Source organism: uncultured Aureimonas sp. (genome assembly GCF_913775355.1).
GTDB lineage: Bacteria > Pseudomonadota > Alphaproteobacteria > Rhizobiales > Rhizobiaceae > Aureimonas.
In genome coordinates, this window is the sequence record NZ_CAJYIU010000002.1 from 1 (window position 1) to 19,300 (window position 19,300).

At 69.6% G+C, this 19,300-nt stretch carries 24 protein-coding genes; 12 read left to right on the forward strand and 12 right to left on the reverse strand.

Annotated features, from left to right (window positions below):
- Positions 1-220: 220 nt before the first annotated feature.
- The 5 genes from QZ753_RS00040 to rpmI form a co-directional block, all read right to left on the reverse strand.
- Complete coding sequence (locus QZ753_RS00040) at positions 221-637, reverse strand: hypothetical protein (RefSeq protein WP_294640066.1); 417 nt, start codon at positions 635-637, stop codon at positions 221-223.
- Between the two features lie 91 nt (positions 638-728).
- On the reverse strand, positions 729-1,769 hold the full coding sequence (locus tag QZ753_RS00045; RefSeq protein WP_294640068.1) for a glycosyltransferase family 2 protein: 1,041 nt from the start codon (positions 1,767-1,769) through the stop codon (positions 729-731).
- Positions 1,770-1,779: 10 nt separating this feature from the next.
- Complete coding sequence (gene pheS, locus QZ753_RS00050) at positions 1,780-2,862, reverse strand: phenylalanine--tRNA ligase subunit alpha (RefSeq protein ID WP_294640069.1); 1,083 nt, start codon at positions 2,860-2,862, stop codon at positions 1,780-1,782.
- A 203-nt stretch (positions 2,863-3,065) separates the two neighbouring features.
- The gene (gene rplT, locus QZ753_RS00055) at positions 3,066-3,482 is read right to left on the reverse strand and encodes a 50S ribosomal protein L20 (protein ID WP_090963659.1); all 417 of its coding nucleotides are present in this window, start codon (positions 3,480-3,482) and stop codon (positions 3,066-3,068) included.
- Positions 3,483-3,521: 39 nt separating this feature from the next.
- Positions 3,522-3,722, reverse strand: coding sequence for a 50S ribosomal protein L35 (gene rpmI, locus QZ753_RS00060; protein ID WP_055892255.1), 201 nt, complete (start codon positions 3,720-3,722; stop codon positions 3,522-3,524).
- 286 nt (positions 3,723-4,008) lie between these two features.
- Between rpmI and QZ753_RS00065 the strand changes: the two genes are divergently transcribed.
- On the forward strand, positions 4,009-4,725 hold the full coding sequence (locus tag QZ753_RS00065) for a PAS domain-containing protein (RefSeq protein ID WP_294640074.1): 717 nt from the start codon (positions 4,009-4,011) through the stop codon (positions 4,723-4,725).
- 93 nt (positions 4,726-4,818) lie between these two features.
- Here the strand turns inward: QZ753_RS00065 and infC are convergent, their stop codons facing one another.
- On the reverse strand, positions 4,819-5,358 hold the full coding sequence (gene infC / locus QZ753_RS00070) for a translation initiation factor IF-3 (RefSeq protein WP_090963710.1): 540 nt from the start codon (positions 5,356-5,358) through the stop codon (positions 4,819-4,821).
- 205 nt (positions 5,359-5,563) lie between these two features.
- On the opposite strand from infC, the gene QZ753_RS00075 reads away from it, so the two are divergent.
- From QZ753_RS00075 to yacG, 7 genes are all read left to right on the forward strand, one after another.
- Entirely contained in the window at positions 5,564-6,361 is a 798-nt protein-coding gene (locus tag QZ753_RS00075) for an alpha/beta hydrolase (RefSeq protein ID WP_294640076.1), read from the forward strand.
- 263 nt (positions 6,362-6,624) lie between these two features.
- Positions 6,625-7,242 (forward strand): transglutaminase-like cysteine peptidase, encoded by a 618-nt coding sequence (locus QZ753_RS00080; RefSeq protein WP_294640078.1) that lies wholly within the window; start codon positions 6,625-6,627, stop codon positions 7,240-7,242.
- Between the two features lie 47 nt (positions 7,243-7,289).
- A complete protein-coding gene (locus QZ753_RS00085) occupies positions 7,290-7,448 on the forward strand; it encodes a hypothetical protein (protein WP_090963651.1) in 159 nt (52 codons plus the stop codon).
- Positions 7,449-7,558: 110 nt separating this feature from the next.
- Positions 7,559-8,848, forward strand: a complete 1,290-nt coding sequence (gene murA / locus QZ753_RS00090; RefSeq protein WP_294640080.1) for a UDP-N-acetylglucosamine 1-carboxyvinyltransferase — start codon at positions 7,559-7,561, stop codon at positions 8,846-8,848.
- A 172-nt stretch (positions 8,849-9,020) separates the two neighbouring features.
- Complete coding sequence (gene infA, locus QZ753_RS00095; protein WP_055892241.1) at positions 9,021-9,239, forward strand: translation initiation factor IF-1; 219 nt, start codon at positions 9,021-9,023, stop codon at positions 9,237-9,239.
- Positions 9,240-9,246: 7 nt separating this feature from the next.
- A complete protein-coding gene (locus QZ753_RS00100; protein WP_294640082.1) occupies positions 9,247-9,879 on the forward strand; it encodes a Maf-like protein in 633 nt (210 codons plus the stop codon).
- A gap of 12 nt (positions 9,880-9,891) precedes the next feature.
- Positions 9,892-10,086 carry a DNA gyrase inhibitor YacG gene (yacG, locus tag QZ753_RS00105; RefSeq protein WP_294640084.1) on the forward strand — a complete coding sequence of 65 codons (195 nt, stop codon included), beginning with the start codon at positions 9,892-9,894 and terminating at the stop codon, positions 10,084-10,086.
- A 106-nt stretch (positions 10,087-10,192) separates the two neighbouring features.
- Here the strand turns inward: yacG and QZ753_RS00110 are convergent, their stop codons facing one another.
- Complete coding sequence (locus QZ753_RS00110) at positions 10,193-10,915, reverse strand: TerC family protein (RefSeq protein WP_294640086.1); 723 nt, start codon at positions 10,913-10,915, stop codon at positions 10,193-10,195.
- A 305-nt stretch (positions 10,916-11,220) separates the two neighbouring features.
- On the opposite strand from QZ753_RS00110, the gene queF reads away from it, so the two are divergent.
- The 4 genes from queF to QZ753_RS00130 all read left to right on the forward strand — a co-directional run bounded on the left by queF (position 11,221) and on the right by QZ753_RS00130 (position 14,836).
- Positions 11,221-11,679, forward strand: a complete 459-nt coding sequence (queF, locus tag QZ753_RS00115) for a preQ(1) synthase (RefSeq protein WP_294640088.1) — start codon at positions 11,221-11,223, stop codon at positions 11,677-11,679.
- A gap of 126 nt (positions 11,680-11,805) precedes the next feature.
- The gene (ribB, locus tag QZ753_RS00120) at positions 11,806-12,921 is read left to right on the forward strand and encodes a 3,4-dihydroxy-2-butanone-4-phosphate synthase (RefSeq protein WP_294640090.1); all 1,116 of its coding nucleotides are present in this window, start codon (positions 11,806-11,808) and stop codon (positions 12,919-12,921) included.
- A 96-nt stretch (positions 12,922-13,017) separates the two neighbouring features.
- Complete coding sequence (locus tag QZ753_RS00125; protein ID WP_294640092.1) at positions 13,018-13,875, forward strand: VOC family protein; 858 nt, start codon at positions 13,018-13,020, stop codon at positions 13,873-13,875.
- A gap of 1 nt (position 13,876) precedes the next feature.
- Positions 13,877-14,836, forward strand: a complete 960-nt coding sequence (locus QZ753_RS00130) for a glutathione S-transferase family protein (protein ID WP_294640094.1) — start codon at positions 13,877-13,879, stop codon at positions 14,834-14,836.
- On the opposite strand, the gene QZ753_RS00135 is transcribed toward QZ753_RS00130, so the two are convergent.
- The 5 genes from QZ753_RS00135 to QZ753_RS00155 all read right to left on the reverse strand — a co-directional run bounded on the left by QZ753_RS00135 (position 14,833) and on the right by QZ753_RS00155 (position 19,286).
- Positions 14,833-15,852, reverse strand: coding sequence for a zinc-dependent alcohol dehydrogenase family protein (locus QZ753_RS00135; RefSeq protein WP_294640096.1), 1,020 nt, complete (start codon positions 15,850-15,852; stop codon positions 14,833-14,835). The two genes, QZ753_RS00130 and QZ753_RS00135, sit on opposite strands and share 4 nt — an antisense overlap.
- A gap of 144 nt (positions 15,853-15,996) precedes the next feature.
- Positions 15,997-16,524 carry a transcriptional regulator gene (locus QZ753_RS00140; protein WP_294640098.1) on the reverse strand — a complete coding sequence of 176 codons (528 nt, stop codon included), beginning with the start codon at positions 16,522-16,524 and terminating at the stop codon, positions 15,997-15,999.
- Between the two features lie 61 nt (positions 16,525-16,585).
- The gene (locus QZ753_RS00145; protein WP_294640100.1) at positions 16,586-17,437 is read right to left on the reverse strand and encodes a fumarylacetoacetate hydrolase family protein; all 852 of its coding nucleotides are present in this window, start codon (positions 17,435-17,437) and stop codon (positions 16,586-16,588) included.
- A gap of 13 nt (positions 17,438-17,450) precedes the next feature.
- Positions 17,451-18,197 (reverse strand): SDR family NAD(P)-dependent oxidoreductase, encoded by a 747-nt coding sequence (locus QZ753_RS00150; RefSeq protein ID WP_294640101.1) that lies wholly within the window; start codon positions 18,195-18,197, stop codon positions 17,451-17,453.
- 66 nt (positions 18,198-18,263) lie between these two features.
- On the reverse strand, positions 18,264-19,286 hold the full coding sequence (locus QZ753_RS00155; protein ID WP_294640103.1) for a LacI family DNA-binding transcriptional regulator: 1,023 nt from the start codon (positions 19,284-19,286) through the stop codon (positions 18,264-18,266).
- Positions 19,287-19,300 lie beyond the last annotated feature (14 nt).

Consider the following 19,300-nt stretch of genomic DNA (forward strand, 5'->3'; position numbering starts at 1 on the left):
CGCGTCGAGCACGCGGGCGATCGTGAAGGCGCGCATGGCGGCCTTGTCGTCGAGCGATTCCACCTCGAGGCCGATCGCGGTGAGGCGCTCGGTGATCTCGGCGAGGGTGGCGTCGGTGTCGAGGTGATCCTTTAGCCAGGACAGGGTGAACTTCATGACGGGCTCGAAAAACGGGAACGGAACGGATGGAGGCGGCCCGGCGGGCCAAAAGCGGGAGCGCTCAGGTGCGGTCGGCGACGTCCGACGCCGCCTGCCGCACGAGGCCGCTGGCGTGGACGAAGCGGTAGACCGAGAGGGCGGTGAGCGCGAAGACGACGTTGACCGCGAGGAGCGTCGCCAGCGTCTCGGTGGAATCGAAGGCGAACTTGGCGATCACGGTCGGCAGGAGGATGCCGACCGCCAGCGAGCCGAGGACGGCGGGCGTCGCCGGCAGATAACCGTAGAGCCCCGCGAAGATCGCGACCGTCACGAGCGCGAGGATGTAGACCGAGGGCGAGGCGGCGAGCGTCGCGAAGCCGAGCGACAGGAACAGCCAGCCGAAGATGGCGGCCACCAGCGTGCCGATGATCGCGCCGGCGATCACGGACACGGTCTCCACCACGGCGGAGCGGGCGATGCCGGCGGCGGATCGGGCCATGATGCGTTTCCTCGTCAGCTGAAAGGCGATACGCCTCGGGAACGGGCGCGGCTGTGATGCCCGCCTTTGGGGCACGGGTCAAATCGAAGCGCTAGGGACGCAGGTCCTGCATGAAGCCGCGCCTCACGAGATCCTCGGAACTCCCGACCCGCAGCGAGCCGGGATATGCCAGCGACAGGTCGGGATTGAAGGCGCCGGAGGCCGCGATCTCGGCATAGAAGACGCCGCCGCCGAAATGCTCGCCCTCCTTCGCAAGACGCGCGAACTCCTCGACCGAGACCGACGAGAACTTGAAATGGAGGAGCACGGCGTGAACGGGCGCGAAGTTGCGCGCGATCGGCAGGGGTCCGTGGATCGAGGAGCCGTTCTCCTGCGTCGCCGCGTCCACGAAGATCACCGGGAACTTGGTGAGGCGGATCCGGTTGCCGAAGAGGCGCGTGCGCGGCCCGCCGCGCACGGACAGCGTGAACTTCTCGGGGGCGATCTCGTAGCCCTCGCCGTCGATGAGCGGCGAGACCTCCAGCGGATGCCGACGCCGTGCTGGATCGTAGACCGCCTCGCGCAGCGGCCCGTCGGGGTAGAGGTCGAGCATCGGGGCCAGCCCCCGCTTCAGCCCCGCCCGCTCAAGGTCGGCGATGAAGTCCCGAAGGCCCCGCGTCTCGCAGCCGGGAAACATGAGGAACTCGTCGGCGTCGACGTTGAGATACCAGCGCCCCCGGCCGTAGCGCGTGAACAGCGCGTCGCGCCACACCCGGCCATAGGCGGAGGCGCCGTAGGTGACGTTCGACGTGAAGAGGTCGACGTCGGGCTGGCCGGCGAGAAGCTCGGCCGTGCCGTCGTCCGAGCGATCGTCGACGAAGATGAAGCGGGTGACGCCGAGGCGCCGGTAATGGGCGAGGAACGCCGGCAGGTAGCTCGCCGAATTGCGCACGGTGCAGACGAGGGCGAGATCGCCCGCCGCCAGGGGCCGCTCGGGCTTGGCGGGCGTCAGCGCGATCCCGTCGGCCGGCCGCGCGCGCCGCCGGTAGCGCCGCTCGCGAAGGGCGAGCGCCAGGCGGTGGAGCGGCGAGAGCCGCCCCATCGCCGCCCAGTCGGCCGGGTCGCGCACGGGATAGCGGAACGAGCGCGCCATAGGTCCGGCGTTACGAACTTAGACCGGAGAACAAGGTCGGCATGTCGAGCGGGCGGAAGCCGTAGTGCTCGACCCAACGGATGTCGGCGTCGAAGAAGGCGCGCAAGTCCGGCATGCCGTATTTCAGCATGGCGATGCGGTCGATGCCCATGCCCCAGGCGAAGCCCTGGTACTCGTCGGGATCGAGCCCGACGCCGCGCAGGACATTGGGATGCACCATGCCGCAGCCGAGGATCTCCATCCAGTCGGTGCCTTCGCCGAAGCGCACCTCGGAGCCGGAGCGGTCGCACTGGATGTCGACCTCCATCGAAGGCTCGGTGAAGGGGAAGAAGCTCGGCCGGAAGCGCATGTTGAGGCTCGGCACCTCGAAGAACGCCTTGCAGAACTCCGTCAGCACCCACTTCATGTTGGCGATGTTGGCGGACTTGTCGATGACGAGCCCTTCCACCTGATGAAACATCGGCGTGTGGGTGGCGTCCGAATCCTGCCGGTAGGTCTTGCCGGGGATGACGATGCGGATCGGCGGGCTCGAGGCTTCCATCGTGCGGATCTGCACGGGCGAGGTGTGGGTGCGCAGAAGCTTGCGCTCCGCCCCTTCTTTAGCCTTCAGGAAGAACGTGTCGTGCATCTCGCGGGCGGGATGGCCCTCGGGGAAGTTGAGTGCCGTGAAGTTGTAGCGGTCGGTCTCGATGTCCGGGCCTTCGGCCACCGAGAAGCCCATGTCGGCGAAGATCGCAGTGATCTCGTCGACGACCTGGCTGATCGGGTGGATGCGCCCGCGCGCGACCGGCGAGGGGCGGACCGGCAGCGTCACGTCGAGCCGCTCGGCCGCGAGGCGCGCCTCGATCGCGGCATCGGCCAGCCGCTCGCGCTTGGCGCCGAGCGCCTCGGCCACGCGGTCGCGCAGGCCGTTGAGCTTCGGCCCGAACTCGCGCCGCTCCTCCGCGTCCATCTTGCCGAGCCCTTTCAGAAGCTCGGAAATCTCGCCCTTCTTGCCGAGCGCGGCAAGGCGCACGGCCTCGAGCGCCGCTTCGTCGGCAGCGTTCTCCACGTCGTTGAGATAGCGGGCTTCGATCGCGGACAGGTCCGTCACGGCAGGTCCTCACGGGCAGGCGAAGGGAAGGCGGGACGGGATGGCCCGTTCCGGCGGGCCCGTCCTACAGCATCGGTCGCGGAAGAAAAACGCTTAAAACACGCCCGGCCGCCCGGCGGCGGCTCGTGGGAAACGCAAAAAGGCCCGCGGCGTCGGACGCCGCGGGCCTTTGCGTGTCATCGACCTCGAGAGGTCGACCGCCCTCAGGCGGCCTGCTTCTCGCCGACGGCGCGGGCGTGAGCGGTCTCGCTCGCGTCCTTGATGTAGCCGAGTGCGGTGCGCGACTGCTCGACGAGGGCGGCGAACGCCTCCGGCTCGTGGATCGCGATGTCCGAGAGGACCTTGCGGTCGACCTGGATGCCGGCCTTGTTGAGGCCGTCGATGAAGCGGGCGTAGGTCAGGCCATGCTCGCGCACGCCGGCGTTGATGCGCTGGATCCACAGGGCGCGGAAGTTGCGCTTCTTGACGCGGCGATCGCGCGTGGCGAACTGCTTGGACCGATCGACGGCCGCCTTGGCGGCGCGGATCGTGTTCTTGCGACGGCCGTAGAACCCCTTGGCGGCCTTCAGGACCTTCTTGTGCTTGGCGTGGGACGTAACGCCCCGCTTGACGCGTGCCATGATCTTATCTCCTTGAAATCTTTGAGTGCCCGACCGCGATCAGCGGTTGTAGGGCATGTAGACCTTGACGATCTTGGCATCGGCCTCGCTGAGGATCATCGATCCACGCGCGTTGCGGATGAAGTCGTTGGAGCGCTTGATCATGCCATGGCGCTTGCCGGCGGCGCCCGCCTTGACCTTGCCCGAGGCGGTCATGCGGAACCGCTTCTTGGCGGCCGATTTGGTCTTCATCTTGGGCATTTTGCTCTCCTCGATCGGAAAATCGCGCCCCGCATCGACCGGACCCGAAGGAACGGTCGAATCAAATCCCGACAAAGGATCGGAGGCCACGACAGCATCAGAACCGACACGGCATGCCCTGCCGGCCGGTTCGCGTGAACGGGCGGCTTATACAGACGAGCGGCGGCGGGCGCAAGATCGACGCATCGCCGCCAAATCGCGCGTTCGGCCAAATTGCGCGTTCGGATTGAACCTTTGCAGAGGTTTGCACGCGATACTCCTCCCATCGCCCTCCGTCCCCGCTCCCATGACCCACACCCCCTGCCCTGCCGGCCACCGCGCCGCCCTGATGCTCCGCCTCGGCGAAGCCGTTCTGGAAGGAACCGGCTGGCAGGCGGTGGCGAGAGGTCTTGCGGCGGAGCTCGGGCCGGACGTCGGCATCGCGCCGGCGGGCGATCGCCTCCCGCCCCCACGGCGGGCCGATACCGTCGCCATGTCCGTCGAGACGCCGGACCTCGGAACCTGGACGATCCGGGTCCCCGCCGACGCCGATCCCGGCCATCTCGCGACCCTGCCGCTCGGCGAGGCCCTCGGTCTCGCGACGCGGATCGCCGAGGGGCGTTTGCCACCACGCCCGGATCTCGAACGCCTGCTTGATCCCCTCCCCTACGCCGCTCTCCTCCTCGACGCGCGCGGCCGCATCCTCTTCGCCAACGCGGCGGGCGAGGACATCCTGTCGAGCCGGCGCCTCTTCCGCCCCGCGGCCCCTGGCCGGCCGCTCAGTCCGGCCGAGCGCCGGGCGGGCGAACGCTTCGATGCCGCGCTGGCAGCGATCCTCCTCGATGGGGCGCCGGAGACGCGCTGGATCATGGCGGGGCCGGAGGGCACGCATCTCGCGGTCCACATGCGCCCGGCCGGGCCGCCGGCGGCGCCGGCCGGAGCGGTGCGCGCCGTGGTGACGCTGCGCGCGATCGGCGCGACCCTCCCCAGCGCCGCCGAGTCCGCCACGACGGCGGCCGGCTGACAGCCCGTCGCACTCCAAAAAACGATGCGCATGGAAAAGGGCGACCCTCGCGGGCCGCCCTCCAAAACTTGCATCCGGCGATGCCGGGGCCGGTCAGCCCTTGGGCGCCAGCACCATCATCATCTGACGGCCCTCGAGCTTCGGCTCGGCCTCGACCTTGGAAATCTCAGCGGTCTCCTCGCGCACCCGGTTGAGGAGGCGCATGCCGAGTTCCTGGTGGGCCATCTCGCGGCCGCGGAAGCGCAGCGTGACCTTGACCTTGTCGCCCTCGTCGAAGAAGCGGCGCACGGCCTTCATCTTCGTCTCGTAGTCGTGATCGTCGATGTTCGGGCGCATCTTGATCTCCTTGACCTCGATGACCTTCTGACGCTTGCGCTGCTCGGAGGCCTTCTTCTGGCCCTCGTACTTGAGCTTGCCGAGATCGAGAATCTTGCAGACCGGCGGCACGGCGGTCGGCACGATCTCCACGAGGTCGAGACCGGCCTCCTCGGCCAGGGCAAGGGCCTCCTGGGTGGGTATGGCACCCCGGTTCTGTCCGTCGGCGTCGATCAGCTGAACGGAAGGAACCCGGATCTCCCGGTTGGAGCGCGGCCCCTCCTTCTGGGTCGGCGGTGCACGAAATGGTCTGCGAATGGTCGTTGACTCCGGCTGTTGACGATCGAATACGGTCGATTCTCGAAACGGTGCGCCGGGCGGGACAAGTGAGGCCGCGGCGCACCGCGACCGGACCTTCTGCCCGGAGACTGAAGCTTCATATAACACGCCCCGGCCCCGATTTCACGCACGGCCGCGAGAAAAAACGCCAGAATTCAGCCATCGCCGCGCCACGGAGGCCACAATGACCGAAGCGCCCGCCCCGCATCTGCCGCCCCGTTTCGAGATCGCGCCGCATTCCGGCGAGCGCCTCGCCTATCTCGCGGTCGACGGGCGGGGCGACGGCCTGACGCTCGTCTGGCTCGGCGGCTTCCGCTCCGACATGCGCGGCACCAAGGCCGAGGTCCTGTCGACCCTGTGCGAGCGCGAGGGCCTCGGCTTCCTGCGCTTCGACTATTCCGGCCACGGCGAGTCCGAGGGACGCTTCGAGGACGGCACGATCACCGGCTGGACGGAGGACGCCGCCGCGGTGATCGCGGCGCGCACGAGGGGGCCGCTCGTCCTCGTCGGCTCGTCGATGGGCGCGTGGATCGCGCTGCGCCTCGCCCAGCGCCTGCCCGGCCGCATCCAGGCGCTTCTCCTCCTTGCGCCGGCGCCCGACTTCACCAGCCGCCTCGTCGAGCCGAAGCTGACGGCGGAGGACCGCGCGGCGCTCCAGCGCGACGGCTTCATCGCCGAGCCCTCGCCCTATTCCGACCAGCCGACGGTCTATACGCGCAAGCTGATCGAGGACGGCGCGCTGGCTGCCGTGATGACGGGGCCGATCGCGCTCGACGTGCCGGTCCACATCATCCAGGGGATGGAAGACCCGGACGTGCCGCACACCCACGCGCTCGACCTCGTCTCGCTCCTGCCGTCGGCGGGCGTGACGCTGACGCTCGTGAAGGACGGCGACCACCGCCTGTCGCGCCCCGAGGACCTTGCCCGCATGGAGCGGGCGGCGTTGGCGCTGGCGCGCGAAAGCCGGCCGCCGGCCGCCTGAGGGCCTCAGCTGAGCCGCATGGCAGCGCAGCGCGCCCCATCCGTGACGTTTGCGCAACAAGCCGGCGATGCCGCCCGCGATCCTCACAACCCTCTGATCTCGCACGAATTTCGCGACTTCGAAAACTTTCGTCGGACACCTCTTGCCGCCCTGGAAGCCCCGCCTATTTCGCCTCCGCTGTTTTTGGGTGATTGACAGCTTCTGGCACTGCACACACGATAGCCGACGAGCGATGACGGGTCGCTCGCTCGACGGAGATCGTGATGATTTTTCGGCGCTTTCTCGGCGTGACGGTCGTACTTTGCCTGCATTCGGCGGCCGCCCTGGCTGCCGGCGCGGCGCTGCCCGGCGACGCGATGGTGGTGGGCGACCCCATCAAGCAGCCCTTCGGCCACAAGGCCTTCTGCGAGCGCCAACCCGAGGAATGCGGCCCGACCGCCGACGCCGGGCAGGCGCCCCCCGTGCTCGACGACGCGCTGATGGCCAAGGTCGCCAAGATCAACCTTGCCGTGAACGCCGAGATCCAGCCGGTGAGCGATCAGGCGCTCTACGGCCAGGAGGAGTACTGGACCTTCCCGACCGACAACAAGGGCGACTGCGAGGACTACGCGCTCCTGAAGCGGGCGCGCCTCCATGCGGCCGGCATCCCCCTCTCGGACCTCCTCCTGACCGTGGTCAACAAGCTCGACGGCACCGGCCACGCCATCCTGACGCTGCGCACCGCGTCCGGCGACTTCGTGCTCGACAATCTCGACTGGCGCGTGCGCCGCTGGACCGAGGTGCCCTACCGCTTCATCAAGCGGCAGTCCTCAACGAACGCCGGCGAATGGCTGGAAATCGAGAACGCGCCGGAGCCGCTGGTCTCCTCGGTCTCGCGCTGACGGCCCCACGCGACAGACCGTGCGGCAGGGTCTAAGAGCGGAGCTTGATGAACAAGCTCTTCTCCTTCCTGATCATCCTCGTGATGATCCTCCAGATTATCCGCCCGATCGGCCTGCCGGGCTTCCGGCGCCGCGGCGACTTCTGGAAGCTCGCGATCGTCGCGATGGTCGTGTTCGGCCTCGACGTCCTCCTGCGCCCGCACTGAACGGGCCGGCTCGGCCCCGCGCCAGTTTGATCCACACGGGCCGCTCGTGTAGGACACGCGCTTTGACGAGTCCGTCGGTCCCGTCCGTCGGCCAAGGCGCTGGAATTCCCATGGATCGCATTCGCATTCGCGGCGGCAACGCCCTCAACGGGACGATCCCGATCTCGGGCGCCAAGAACGCGGCCCTGCCGCTGATGATCGCCTCGCTCCTCACCGACGACACGCTGACGCTCGAGAACGTGCCGCATCTGGCCGACGTCGAGCAGCTCATCCGCATCCTCGGCAACCACGGCGTCGACTACACCGTGTCGGGCAAGCGTCTGGCGACGCACGCGACCTCCGGCCGGACCATCCACTTCACCGCCCGCACCATCGTCGACACCACCGCGCCGTATGAACTCGTCTCCAAGATGCGCGCGAGCTTCTGGGTGATCGGGCCGCTGCTCGCCCGTTGCCACAAGGCGCGCGTCTCGCTGCCGGGCGGCTGCGCCATCGGCACGCGGCCCGTCGACCTCTTCATCGAGGGTCTGCAGGCGCTCGGCGCCACGATCGACATCGACGCCGGCTACATCGTCGCCGAGGCCAAGGGCGGGCTCGTCGGCAACCGCTACACCTTCCCCAAGGTCTCGGTCGGCGCGACGCACGTCATGATGATGGCGGCCTCGCTCGCCAAGGGCCAGACGGTGATCGAGAACGCCGCGCGCGAGCCGGAGGTGGCAGACCTTGCCGCCTGCCTCAACGCGATGGGCGCCAAGATCTCGGGCGCCGGCACCTCGACCATCACGATCGACGGCGTCACGGCGCTGTCGGGCGCGCGCCACCGCGTCCTGCCCGACCGGATCGAGACCGGCACCTATGCCATGGCGGTCGCGATGACCGGCGGCGACGTGACGCTCGAAGGCACGCATTCCGACCTCCTGCAGACCGCGCTGACCGCGCTCGGCGACGCGGGGGCCGAGATCACCGACACGCCGACCGGCCTGCGCGTGCGCCGCAACGGCGGCGGCATCCGGCCGGTCGACGTCGTGACCGATCCGTTCCCCGGCTTCCCGACCGATCTCCAGGCCCAGTTCATGGCGCTGATGACGCGCTCGGAGGGCGTCTCGCACATCACCGAGACGATCTTCGAGAACCGCTTCATGCACGTGCAGGAGCTCGCCCGCCTCGGCGCGAAGATCTCGCTGTCCGGCCAGATGGCGCGCATCGAGGGCGTGCCGCGCCTCGTCGGCGCCCCGGTCATGGCGACCGACCTTCGCGCCTCCGTCAGCCTCGTGATCGCGGGGCTGGTGGCGGAGGGCGAGACGCTGGTCAACCGCGTCTACCACCTCGACCGCGGCTTCGAGCGGCTGGAGGAGAAGCTCGGCGCGTGCGGGGCCGAGGTCGAGCGCATTTCGGGCTGAGATACGGCCTTCGCACGGCGGAAAGCGGAGCGCAGGCTTGCTTTTTGCCGCGTGAAATCCGATCTAGGGCCCAAATTCACCCATTGACGAGGTCGCCATGCCCGGCGACCCCAGATTCTTAAGGGGAGGACGCGAGACGTCGTCCTGCCCCGCAACGAGGCCCGATACCCGCATGGCGAAAGAAGAAGTTCTCGAGTTCCCCGGCACGGTCACCGAACTGCTGCCCAACGCGACCTTCCGCATCAAGCTCGAGAACGACCACGAGATCATCGCCCACACGGCGGGCCGGATGCGCAAGAACCGCATCCGCGTGCTGACGGGCGACAAGGTTCTCGTCGAGATGACGCCCTACGACCTGACCAAGGGCCGCATCACCTACCGCTTCAAGTAAGACGCCGATGCCGGCCACGCCCCATAGCGCGCTGGTGCTCGCCTCCGGGTCGCCGCGCCGGCTCGAGCTTCTGCAGCAGGTCGGCATCGAGCCGGCGCGCCTGCTCGCGACCGCGATCGACGAGACGCCGGAACGCTCCGAGCACCCGCGCTCGCTCGCCAAGCGGCTGTCGAAGGCAAAGGCCCTGAAGGCCTACGAGGCGATCGCCGCGCGTGGCGAGACCCGCGACACGTTCGTGCTCGGGGCCGACACCGTGGTCTCGCTCGGCCGTCAGGTCGTGCCCAAGGCCGAGATCGCCGACGACGCCGTCACCAACCTGCGCATCCTGTCCGGCCGCTCGCACCGCGTCTTCACCGGCGTGTGCGTCGTCACGCCGGGCGGCAAGGCGCGCCAGCGGCTGGTCGAGACGCGCATCCGCTTCAAGCGCCTGTCGCGCGACGACATCGAGCGCTACGTCGAGAGCGGCGAATGGCAGGGCAAGGCGGGCGGCTACGCCATCCAGGGCCTTGCCGGCGCGTTCGTCGTGCGCCTCGTCGGCTCCTATTCCAACGTCGTCGGCCTTCCGCTCTACGAGACGCTGTCGCTCCTCACGGGCGAGGGCTTCGTGGTGCCCCGGCCGGGCGCCGCCCCGCTGACTTGACGGCGCCGCGTCGTGAGCGCCGAGATCACGGGCCTGCGCGCGGCCCGCAAGTGCCCCGAATGCGGTCGCCCGTCCGACCGGGCGACCTTCCCGTTCTGCTCGCCGCGCTGCAAGGACGTCGATCTCCATCGCTGGCTGTCGGGCGCCTACGTCATTCCGGGGCCCGAGGACGAGAGCGTGTCGCCGGACGACGACGGCCGCGGCTGAACCGACGACTTGAGGCATGAAAAAGTCGGCGGACTGCATCGCAGCCGCCGGCTTTTTCATGTCGAAAGGTCAGCTCCCCGATCAGGCGCGGACCCGTGACCAGGTTTTACTGTGCGGGCGCCGGGGTCGTGGCGGGCACGCCCTGCCCCGTGCCGGCCGGCAGCGCCGGATGGGCGGTGTCCTCGACGGCGAACGGGATGTACTCGCCCGCCGGCGGATAGACCTGCACGAGGCCCTTCAGCACCATCTCGACGGCCACGAACAGTATCACGGCGAGGCCGACATAGGCGATCCAGCGGTGGCGGTTGAGGAGCTTGGCGATGAAGTTGGCGGCGAACGCCATCAGCGCGATCGACAGGAGAAGACCGAACGCCAGCAGCGTCCAGTGGTGCCCCTCGGCGGCGCCCGCCACCGCGATCACGTTGTCGAGCGACATCGAGACGTCGGCGACGATGATCTGGAGGGTCGCCTGCGCCAGCGTCTTGCGCGGCTTGCCCACCGCCGTGCCGTCGAGGCCGGCCTCGCCATCGGCGTCGTGCTCGGGCGCGCGCAGCTCGCTCCACATCTTCCAGCAGACCCACAGAAGCAGGAGGCCGCCGGCCAGAAGCAGGCCGACGATGGCCAGAAGCTGCGTCGCGACGACGGTGAAGGCAATGCGCAGGATCGTCGCGGCCGCGATGCCCCAGAAGATCGCCTTCTTGCGCTGGTCGACCGGCAGGCCGGCGACAGCGAGGCCGATGACGATCGCGTTGTCGCCGGCAAGGACGACGTCCATGATGATGATCTGGCCGAGCGCCAGCCAGCCTTCGGGTGTGAGGAGTTCGAACATGGGGGCCTTTCCCGCCGCTCCAGCGGATGGGCAACCCATGCGGGACGAGACCTCGGGACACGCGCGGCTGGCGATCAGTCGGCGGACGGGGCTCGCACGCGACGGGTCGCGGATGGAGAAAATCGTCCGCCAGTCCGACATCGCAGCCGCATCGCGCGACTGCCAGAGGGGCCCGGCCTGGCCCTCCGGCCTTATCCGTCCTCACGCAAAGTTGCAAGATGCGTGATGGATGGGGGCCCAAGGTTGAACCAAGAGGCTTGCGGGTCTAGGCCACCCGCCGACATGTCCACCCGAGGCCCGATCCCATGACCCCGACCACCCTGACACAGCTCGGCGCCGAGGCGCGCCCCGCCGCCAGCCCCGAAGAGGCTGTCCTCGAGACCGTGCCCTATGCCAGACGCGACGGCCCGCCCGCGATCGTGCGCTTCGCCTGTCCCGAATTCACCTCGCTCTGCCCCGTCACCGGTCAGCCGGACTTCGCCCATCTCGTGATCGACTACGCGCCGGACCAGCGCCTCGTCGAATCGAAGTCGCTGAAGCTCTTCCTCGTCTCGTTCCGCAACCACGGCGCCTTCCACGAGGACTGCACCGTGATGGTGGCGCGGCGCATCGTGGAGGCGACGCAGCCGCTCTGGCTGCGCATCGGCGGCTACTGGTATCCGCGCGGCGGCATCCCGATCGACGTGTTCTGGCAGACCGGGGCGCCGCCGGAGGGCGTCTTCCTGCCCGACCAGGGCGTGCCGCCCTATCGCGGCCGCGGCTGAGGTTTTCCCGGCGGCGCAACAAGGCCGCTTCGCCGGGCAACGCCGGGGCGAACGATCCGTCGCCGTTGATCGGCGGCGCGCGCCCGTCTACACGCGGCGTGACAAGGACTTTCGGGGGAACGCCGCATGGAACTGGACACGATCGAGGACGCGATCGCCGCGATCGCCGCGGGCGAGCTCGTGGTGGTGGTGGACGACACCGACCGCGAGAACGAGGGCGACCTCATCATGGCGGCCGCGCGCGCGACGCCGGAGAAGATGGCCTTCATGATCCGCCACACGAGCGGCATCCTGTGCGTGCCGATGACGGGCGAGCGGGCGAACCGGCTGAACCTGCCGCCGATGGTCGCCAACAATCTCGACCCGATGCGCACCGCGTTCACCGTGTCGGTCGACTACCGCGTCGGCATGACGACCGGCATCGCGGCGGAAGAGCGCGCGGCGACCGCGCGGGCGCTGTCCAACGACAACGTGCCGGGTTCGGAGTTCCTGCGCCCCGGCCACATGTTCCCGCTGATCGCGCGCGAGGGCGGCGTCCTCACCCGCTCCGGCCACACGGAAGCCGGCACGGACCTTGCCATGCTCGCCGGACTGCCGCCGGTCGGCGTTCTCGCCGAGGTCGTCAACGACGACGGCACGGTGAAGCGCCTGCCCGAGCTCATCCCCTTCGCGCGCGAGCACGGTCTCAAGATCATCTCGATCGAGGACCTCATCTCCTATCGCATCCGGCGCGAGAGCTTCGTGCGCTGCGTGCGCGAGGAGGAGATGATGATCGGCGGCCTCAAGGGGCGCATCCGCGTCTACGAGACCCCGTTCGACGACATGCAGCACGTGGTCGCCCTGTTCGGCGACGTGCGCTACGCCGAGAAGGTGCCGACGCGCATCCATCGCGAGCAGCCGGTCAACGACCTCTTCGCCAAGGTGCGCGGGCGCCCGAGCTGGGTGGAGCTCGCCGTCGACAAGCTGAAGGACCGTGGCCAGGGCATCCTGATGCTCCTGCGCACGCCCGAGGTCGACCAGTTCGAGGCCGCGCCGACACCCGGCGAGCCGGTGACCGACGGCGAGCGCCACGGCAGCGCCAAGGTGCGCCGCCAGCGCTGGCGCGAGGTCGGCATCGGCGCGCAGATCCTGCGCGACGTCGGCGTGCGCTCCATCTCGGTGCTCGCCACCCACGAGCGCGCCTATGTCGGGCTCACCGGCTTCGGCATCGAGGTCGCCGACACGATCCTCGTCGACGACTGACCGTTCAACGGGAGGGCCCTCGGCAGGAGGGCCCTCGGGGCTTATCTGATGGGGAACCGGCGGTCTTCTTGCGCCGGCGCCACCCGGAGCCCTGCCATGAGCCTGCCCGACCCGTCCCCTAAGACGCCGCTGCGCATCGGCACGGTGTCACTCGTGGTGCGCGACCTCGCCCGCATCGCCGACTTCTATCGCGAGGTGATCGGCCTTGCCGAGATCGGACGGGATGGGGCGACCGTGCATCTCGGCGCAGGGCCACTCGCCTTCCTGGCACTGACCGAGGATCGCTCGGCACCCCCCTCCGGCCACCGCTCGGCGGGCCTCTTCCACACCGCCTTCCTTCTGCCCGACCGCGCCTCGCTCGGCCGCTGGCTGCGCCATGCGGTGGACAGCCGCGCCCCGCTCCAGGGCGCCTCGGACCACGGCGTCAGCGAAGCGATCTACCTTGCCGATCCCGAGGGCAACGGCATCGAGGTCTATGCCGACCGGGCCGAGGTCGAATGGCCGCGCGCGGGCGGCGCGTTGCAGATGGTGTCCGATCCCCTCGACACGCAAGCGCTCTTCGCCGCCGGCGCCGGCAGTGCCTTTGCCGGCGCGCCCGCCGGCACCACGGTCGGGCACGTCCATCTCCAGGTCGGCGACGTCGCCGAGGCCGAGCGCTTCTACACGGCCGCCCTCGGCCTCGACGTCATGCAGAACATGGCGAGCGCCACCTTCCTGTCGAGCGGCGGCTATCACCACCACGTCGCCGGCAACATTTGGAACAGCCGCGGCGCTCCTGCCCGCGATCCCGCCGCCACCGGCCTCAAGGGCTTCGAGCTTCTTGCCCGCGACGAGGCAGCCTTCGGGGCGGCCGAGGCCGCGATCCTCGCCTCCGGCGCGACGGCCGCGCGGCAGGGCGAGGCGATCCACCTGACCGATCCCGCCGGGGTCGGCATCACGCTGAAGCGAGGCTGAGATGCTGGTCGATGGTCGTTGGACGGAAAACTGGCAGCCGGTGCAGGGCACGGACGCCAAGGGCGGCTTCGTCCGCCAGACATCGAGCTTTCGCCACTTCGTCACCCCGGACGGCTCGGCCGGTCCGACCGGCGACGGCGGGTTCTCCGCGGAGGCGGGCCGCTACCACCTCTATGTCGCGCTGATCTGCCCCTGGGCCTCGCGCACGCTGATCGCGCGGCGGCTGAAGGGGCTGGAGGACGTCGTGTCCGTCTCGGTGGTGCGCCCGGAACTCGGCGCCGAGGGCTGGCGCTTCGGAGAGGGAGAGGGCTCGACGGACGATCCCGTCAACGGCGCGCGCTTCGTCCACGAGCTCTACACCCGCGCCGACCCACATGTGAACGGCCGCGCGACGGTGCCCGTCCTCTGGGACAAGCGGCGCGGCACGATCGTCAACAACGAGTCGGCCGACATCCTGCGGATGTTCAATTCCGGCTTCGGCGCGCTTGCGCGCGGCGACGTCGACCTTCGGCCTGCCGACCTCGAGCCGGAGATCGACGCACTCAACGACTGGCTCTATCCGCGCCTCAACAACGGCGTCTACCGCGCCGGCTTCGCGACGACGCAAGGGGCCTACGAGGACGCCTACGCCGCCGTCTTCGAGGCGCTCGACACGCTCGAGGATCGTCTCGGCGCCGGCGGGCCGTTCCTGTTCGGCGAACGGCTCACCGAGACCGACATCCGCCTCTTCGTCACGCTCGTCCGCTTCGACGCCGCCTATCACGGCCTCTTCAAGTGCAACCGCCGGCCGCTGTCGAGCTACCCGGCCCTCACCGCCCACACGCGGCGGATGCTGGATGTGCCCGGCGTGCGCGGGACCGTGTCGATCGACCACATCAAGCGCGGCTACTATTCGATCCGGGCGCTGAACCCGAACGGCATCGTGCCGCTCGGGCCGGACCTCGCGAGCCTCGGCCTTTAGGGCACGACGATCGCGCGGATCTCGCCGGCGGGCGCTCGGGCCGAGATCGCCTCGGCGCCTTCCTGCAGCGTCACGCGGCGCGAGACGAGCGGGGCGACGTCGATGGCGCCCGCGGCGAGAAGAGCCGCGGCGCGCGCATGGGTGAAGGGGTTGACGAACGAGGTCAGGAACTGGACCTCGCGGAACAGGAGATCGAAGGGCTCGATCTCAACCTTTTCGCCCTGCGGCAGGACGCCCAGAAGAAGCACGCGGCCGCCACGCGCGGCGAGGCGCGGCGCCTGTGCCACCGTCTCGGCGACGCCGGCCGCCTCGACCACGAGATCGGCGCCGCCCGGCAGGAGACCGCCCTCGCCAGAGATCCGGCGCTCCGCATCGGGCTGCCCGGCATCCACGGTGTCGGTCGCGCCCAGCCGCTCGGCCAGCGCACGCTTGTCGGCGCTGCGCGTCGCGAGGACGATCCGCGAGGCGCCGGCAAGGCGCGCGAGCTGGACGACGAGGAGGCCGATCAGGCCGCCGCCGAGGACGACGACCGTCTCGCCGGGCTTCAGGGCCGCGACGTCCATCCCGTGGATGCAGCAGGCCAGCGGCTCGGCGAAGGCGCCGTGCACGGGATCGAATCCGTCCGGCAGGCGATGGGCCTGCGTCTCCGGCACGATGACGTGCGTGGCGAAGCCGCCGTCGCGATGGATGCCGATCGCCTGAAGGTTTCGGCACAGATGCACCCGTCCGCGATGGCATTCGGGGCAGCGCCCGCAGGCGATGTTGGGATCGCCCGTCACCATCATGCCGGGGCCGAAACGCGTCACGCCGGATCCGACGGCTTCCACCGTGCCGGCGAACTCGTGACCGAGCGTCACCGGAGGGCGCGAGGGAAACTCGCCGTGGAAGAGATGGCGGTCGGTGCCGCAGATGCCGCAGGCCTCGACCCGGACGAGAAGGTCGCCCTCGCCCGGCACCGGCGTTTCGAGATCGCGCACGGCCAGTTGTCCGACGCCCTCCAGACGGATCGCCCGCATGTCATGTCCTCCCGACGCCGAGCCGCGCCGATCCCCCTCGGCTGCTTCGCACGCGATGCAAAGGATCGCCAGCCGGGGCGGGAAAGTCCAGACACCCGAGGCCCAACACGAGGTTTGTTCGGGCGACAGGAAGCCGGCTTCGGCTCACGCCTTCGCGGCAGCGCGGCGCCCGGCTTCCAGCCAGAGCTGCCGCTCGCGCTCGGCGTCACCGAGCGCCCGGTGCTCGGGCGTGGCGTCGCGCCCCATCCGTTCGATCTCGGAGAGGATCGCCCGAGCCTCCTCGTCCCGCCCCGGCCCGAGATGGCGGGCGACGAGGTCGGCCCGCGCGTCTTCCGTGTCCTTCAGCCGGAGCGCGTGGCGCGGTTGCCCGCCGCCGCGCAGGAGCACGCTCAGCCACTTCCCGTCCCATGACGGGGCGCTCGCATAAAGGTCGTGGGGAGCGAGGGCCTCCAGCATCCGCCGCGCCAGCGCGTCGGCCGGCATGCCCTCGCGCTCCAGACGCTCGCGCGACAGGCCGTGGATGCCCTCGGCCTCCGCCTCCCAGTCGGTCCAGTCCGGCTGGGGGCGGATGAGGTGGCTTTCCCCTTCGCCGGTCTCGAAGACCCAAGCGACCTCGACGGGAAAGCTCTTAGCGTTGAGGGACGAGGCCTCGAAGTCGAGAAAGACGATCATCGCCCCTCAACGAAAAGGCCGGCGGATCGCTCCGCCGGCCTCCTCTCGAAATGCGAAGCGGTCAGCCCGCGTAGGCCTTCACGTCCTGGCGCTGTTCGCCGAGGCCCTCGATGCCGAGGCGCATGACGTTGCCGGCCTTCAGCCAGACGGGCTCGGGCTTGATGCCCATGCCGACGCCCGGCGGGGTGCCGGTGGTGATGATGTCGCCCGGCTGCAGGCTCATGAACTGCGAGATGTAGTGGACGAGATGGGCGACGCCGAAGACCATCGTCTTCGTCGAGCCGTCCTGGTAGCGGTGGCCGTCGACCTCGAGCCACATCGAGAGCGCCTGCGGGTCGGCGACCTCGTCGCGCGTCACCAGCCAAGGGCCGATCGGTCCGAACGTGTCGGCCGACTTGCCCTTGACCCACTGGCCGCCGCGCTCGGTCTGGAAGTGGCGCTCGGAGATGTCGTTGACGACGCAGTAGCCGGCGACGTGGTCGAGCGCGTCGGCTTCCGAGACGTAACGCGCCTCGGTCCCGATGACGACCCCGAGCTCGACCTCCCAGTCCGGCTTAATCGAGCCCTTGGGGATCACGACGTCGTCGTTCGGGCCGACGATGGCGCTGGTCGCCTTCATGAAGAGGACGGGCTCGGAGGGCACCGCCATGCCGCTCTCGGCGGCGTGGTCGGCGTAGTTCAGGCCGACGCAGATGAACTTGCCGACGCGGCCGACACAGGGGCCGATGCGCTCGTCGCCCTCGATCGTCGGCAGCGAGCCGAGGTCGGCGGCGCGGATCTTCGCCAGGCTCTCGTCCGACAGGGCCTCGCCGGCGATGTCGTCGACGAGGCTCGACAGGTCGCGCAGGGTTCCGTCCTCGAGGCGGATGGCCGGGCGTTCGCGGCCCTTCTGGCCGACGCGAAGAAGCTTCATGGGTGGTGTCCCTTCAATAGGTGGCTCGGCCGCCCGACAGGTCGAAGACCGAGGCGGTGGTGAAGGAATTGTCCTTGGAGACGAGCCAGGCCACCATCGCGGCAGCCTCCTCGACCTCCAGGAACCGGCCGCGCGGAATGCGCACCAGCATATAGTCGATGAACTCGGGCGTCAGGGTTTCCAGGATGCGCGTGCGCGCGGTCGCGGGCGTGATCGCGTTGACGGCGATGTCGTGCTTGGCCAGTTCCTTGCCGAGCGACTTCGTCAGGCCGATGACGCCGGCTTTCGCGGCCGAATAGGCGGACAGGTTGGGATTGCCCTCCTTGCCGGCGATCGAGGCGATGTTGACGATGCGCCCGTAGTTGCGCGCCTTCATGCCCGGCACCACGGTGCGGTTGACGTAGAACGTGCCGTTCAGGTTGATCTCGACGACACGGCGCCATTCGTCCGGGTCGTACTCGTCGAGCGTCGCGTTCTTGCCGGCGATGCCGGCGGAATTGACGAGGATCGAGACCGGGCCGACCTCCGCCTCCACGGCGGCATGGGCGCGGCCGAGGGCCGCAAGATCGGTGATGTCGACGGTCTGCGACGACGCGGCCTCCCCCAGCGCCGCCACCGCGTCGCGCAGGAGTTCGACATTGGTGTCCCAGAGACTGACGCGGGCGCCGGACGCGACGAGACGCTGCGCCACGGCAAAGCCGATGCCCTGCGCGCCGCCGGTGACGACGGCGACCTGGCCTTCAAGATCGATGCGGTTCATGCTTCCCCTCCCAAGGACGCCCTCACCCCTTGTTTAACGTTACATGCCATCGCCCGCAAGCCGGCCTCACCCGGTCTCGCCAGCGAGGAAGGCGACGGGAAGGCAGAGGTCCTGCGTCTCGAAATGCCCCGTCTCCAGACGCTTCAGCATGGCCTCGCCCGCCCGCTCGCCGAGCTCGTAGGCGGGCGAGGCCAGGGTCGTCAGGCGCGGTCGCGCGTGCCGGTGGGCGGGAAAATCGTTGAAACCGACGACGCGCACGGCGCCCGGCACCGCGACGCCCCGGTCGAGAAGATGGAGGAGCGCCGCCGAGGCGATCTGGTCGTTGGCGCCCCAGACCGCGCCCGGCAGGCCGTGTGCGGCGATCCAGAGGCGAAGCGCCTCCTGCACGGCGGAAAAGTCGTCGTGGTCGACGCGCAGGACGTCGGCCGGCTCGGCGCCCAGCCCCCGGCCGAGACCGGCGAGCCGGTTCTCGATCGCCGGCCAGCTCTGGCGCGGCAGCATCGCGAGGACGCGGGACACACCGAGCCGCGCGAGATGGGCGCCGATCCTCCGGCCACCGCCCTCGTCGTCCTGGCGCACGAGACAGAGGTCGCGCCCCTCGGTCTCCACCACCTCCTGGAAGAGGACGACCGGCTGGCCGAGGTCGCTGAGGCGCCGCACGATGTCGTGGCGCGCCGCGCGCTCGCCCGCCACCATGGCGCAGAGGCCCCCGACATCGTAGGTCCGCATCAGGCTGGAGGCGGCGAGCTGGTCGGGATGGAGACCGGAGAGGGTCAGCGTCCAGTCCGCGCGGTTGAGGACGTTGGCGAGGCCTGCCACGAGCTGGGCGGTGAAGAAGTTGGCGAGGAAGGCCGGCGATTCGTCGACGATCACCATGCCGATCGAGCGCGGCCCCTGCCCGCGCAGGTTGCGCGCGCTGGACTGGCGGCGGTAGCCGAGGCGCGCGATCGCGTCCTCGACCCGCGCGCGGGCCGCCGCGCCCACGAACTGCGTCTTGTTGTTGATGACGTTGGACACGGTCATCGCCGAGACGCCCGCCTCGCGCGCGACGTCCTTAATCGTCGCCCGGCCCTGCCTGTCGGCGTTCATGCGTGATCCGTGTC

Excerpts from the sequence above, each read along its gene's own strand:
- QZ753_RS00040 (WP_294640066.1), bottom strand. The coding sequence starts at position 637 with ATGGCCCGATCCGCCGCCGGCATCGCCCGCTCCGCCGTGGTGGAGACC.
- QZ753_RS00045 (WP_294640068.1), bottom strand. The coding sequence starts at position 1,769 with ATGGCGCGCTCGTTCCGCTATCCCGTGCGCGACCCGGCCGACTGGGCG.
- rplT (WP_090963659.1), bottom strand. The coding sequence starts at position 3,482 with ATGGCACGCGTCAAGCGGGGCGTTACGTCCCACGCCAAGCACAAGAAG.
- rpmI (WP_055892255.1), bottom strand. The coding sequence starts at position 3,722 with ATGCCCAAGATGAAGACCAAATCGGCCGCCAAGAAGCGGTTCCGCATG.
- QZ753_RS00065 (WP_294640074.1), top strand. The coding sequence starts at position 4,009 with ATGACCCACACCCCCTGCCCTGCCGGCCACCGCGCCGCCCTGATGCTC.
- QZ753_RS00075 (WP_294640076.1), top strand. The coding sequence starts at position 5,564 with ATGACCGAAGCGCCCGCCCCGCATCTGCCGCCCCGTTTCGAGATCGCG.
- QZ753_RS00080 (WP_294640078.1), top strand. The coding sequence starts at position 6,625 with ATGATTTTTCGGCGCTTTCTCGGCGTGACGGTCGTACTTTGCCTGCAT.
- QZ753_RS00085 (WP_090963651.1), top strand. The coding sequence starts at position 7,290 with ATGAACAAGCTCTTCTCCTTCCTGATCATCCTCGTGATGATCCTCCAG.
- murA (WP_294640080.1), top strand. The coding sequence starts at position 7,559 with ATGGATCGCATTCGCATTCGCGGCGGCAACGCCCTCAACGGGACGATC.
- infA (WP_055892241.1), top strand. The coding sequence starts at position 9,021 with ATGGCGAAAGAAGAAGTTCTCGAGTTCCCCGGCACGGTCACCGAACTG.
- QZ753_RS00100 (WP_294640082.1), top strand. The coding sequence starts at position 9,247 with ATGCCGGCCACGCCCCATAGCGCGCTGGTGCTCGCCTCCGGGTCGCCG.
- QZ753_RS00110 (WP_294640086.1), bottom strand. The coding sequence starts at position 10,915 with ATGTTCGAACTCCTCACACCCGAAGGCTGGCTGGCGCTCGGCCAGATC.
- queF (WP_294640088.1), top strand. The coding sequence starts at position 11,221 with ATGACCCCGACCACCCTGACACAGCTCGGCGCCGAGGCGCGCCCCGCC.
- ribB (WP_294640090.1), top strand. The coding sequence starts at position 11,806 with ATGGAACTGGACACGATCGAGGACGCGATCGCCGCGATCGCCGCGGGC.
- QZ753_RS00125 (WP_294640092.1), top strand. The coding sequence starts at position 13,018 with ATGAGCCTGCCCGACCCGTCCCCTAAGACGCCGCTGCGCATCGGCACG.
- QZ753_RS00130 (WP_294640094.1), top strand. The coding sequence starts at position 13,877 with ATGCTGGTCGATGGTCGTTGGACGGAAAACTGGCAGCCGGTGCAGGGC.
- QZ753_RS00135 (WP_294640096.1), bottom strand. The coding sequence starts at position 15,852 with ATGCGGGCGATCCGTCTGGAGGGCGTCGGACAACTGGCCGTGCGCGAT.
- QZ753_RS00140 (WP_294640098.1), bottom strand. The coding sequence starts at position 16,524 with ATGATCGTCTTTCTCGACTTCGAGGCCTCGTCCCTCAACGCTAAGAGC.
- QZ753_RS00145 (WP_294640100.1), bottom strand. The coding sequence starts at position 17,437 with ATGAAGCTTCTTCGCGTCGGCCAGAAGGGCCGCGAACGCCCGGCCATC.
- QZ753_RS00150 (WP_294640101.1), bottom strand. The coding sequence starts at position 18,197 with ATGAACCGCATCGATCTTGAAGGCCAGGTCGCCGTCGTCACCGGCGGC.
- QZ753_RS00155 (WP_294640103.1), bottom strand. The coding sequence starts at position 19,286 with ATGAACGCCGACAGGCAGGGCCGGGCGACGATTAAGGACGTCGCGCGC.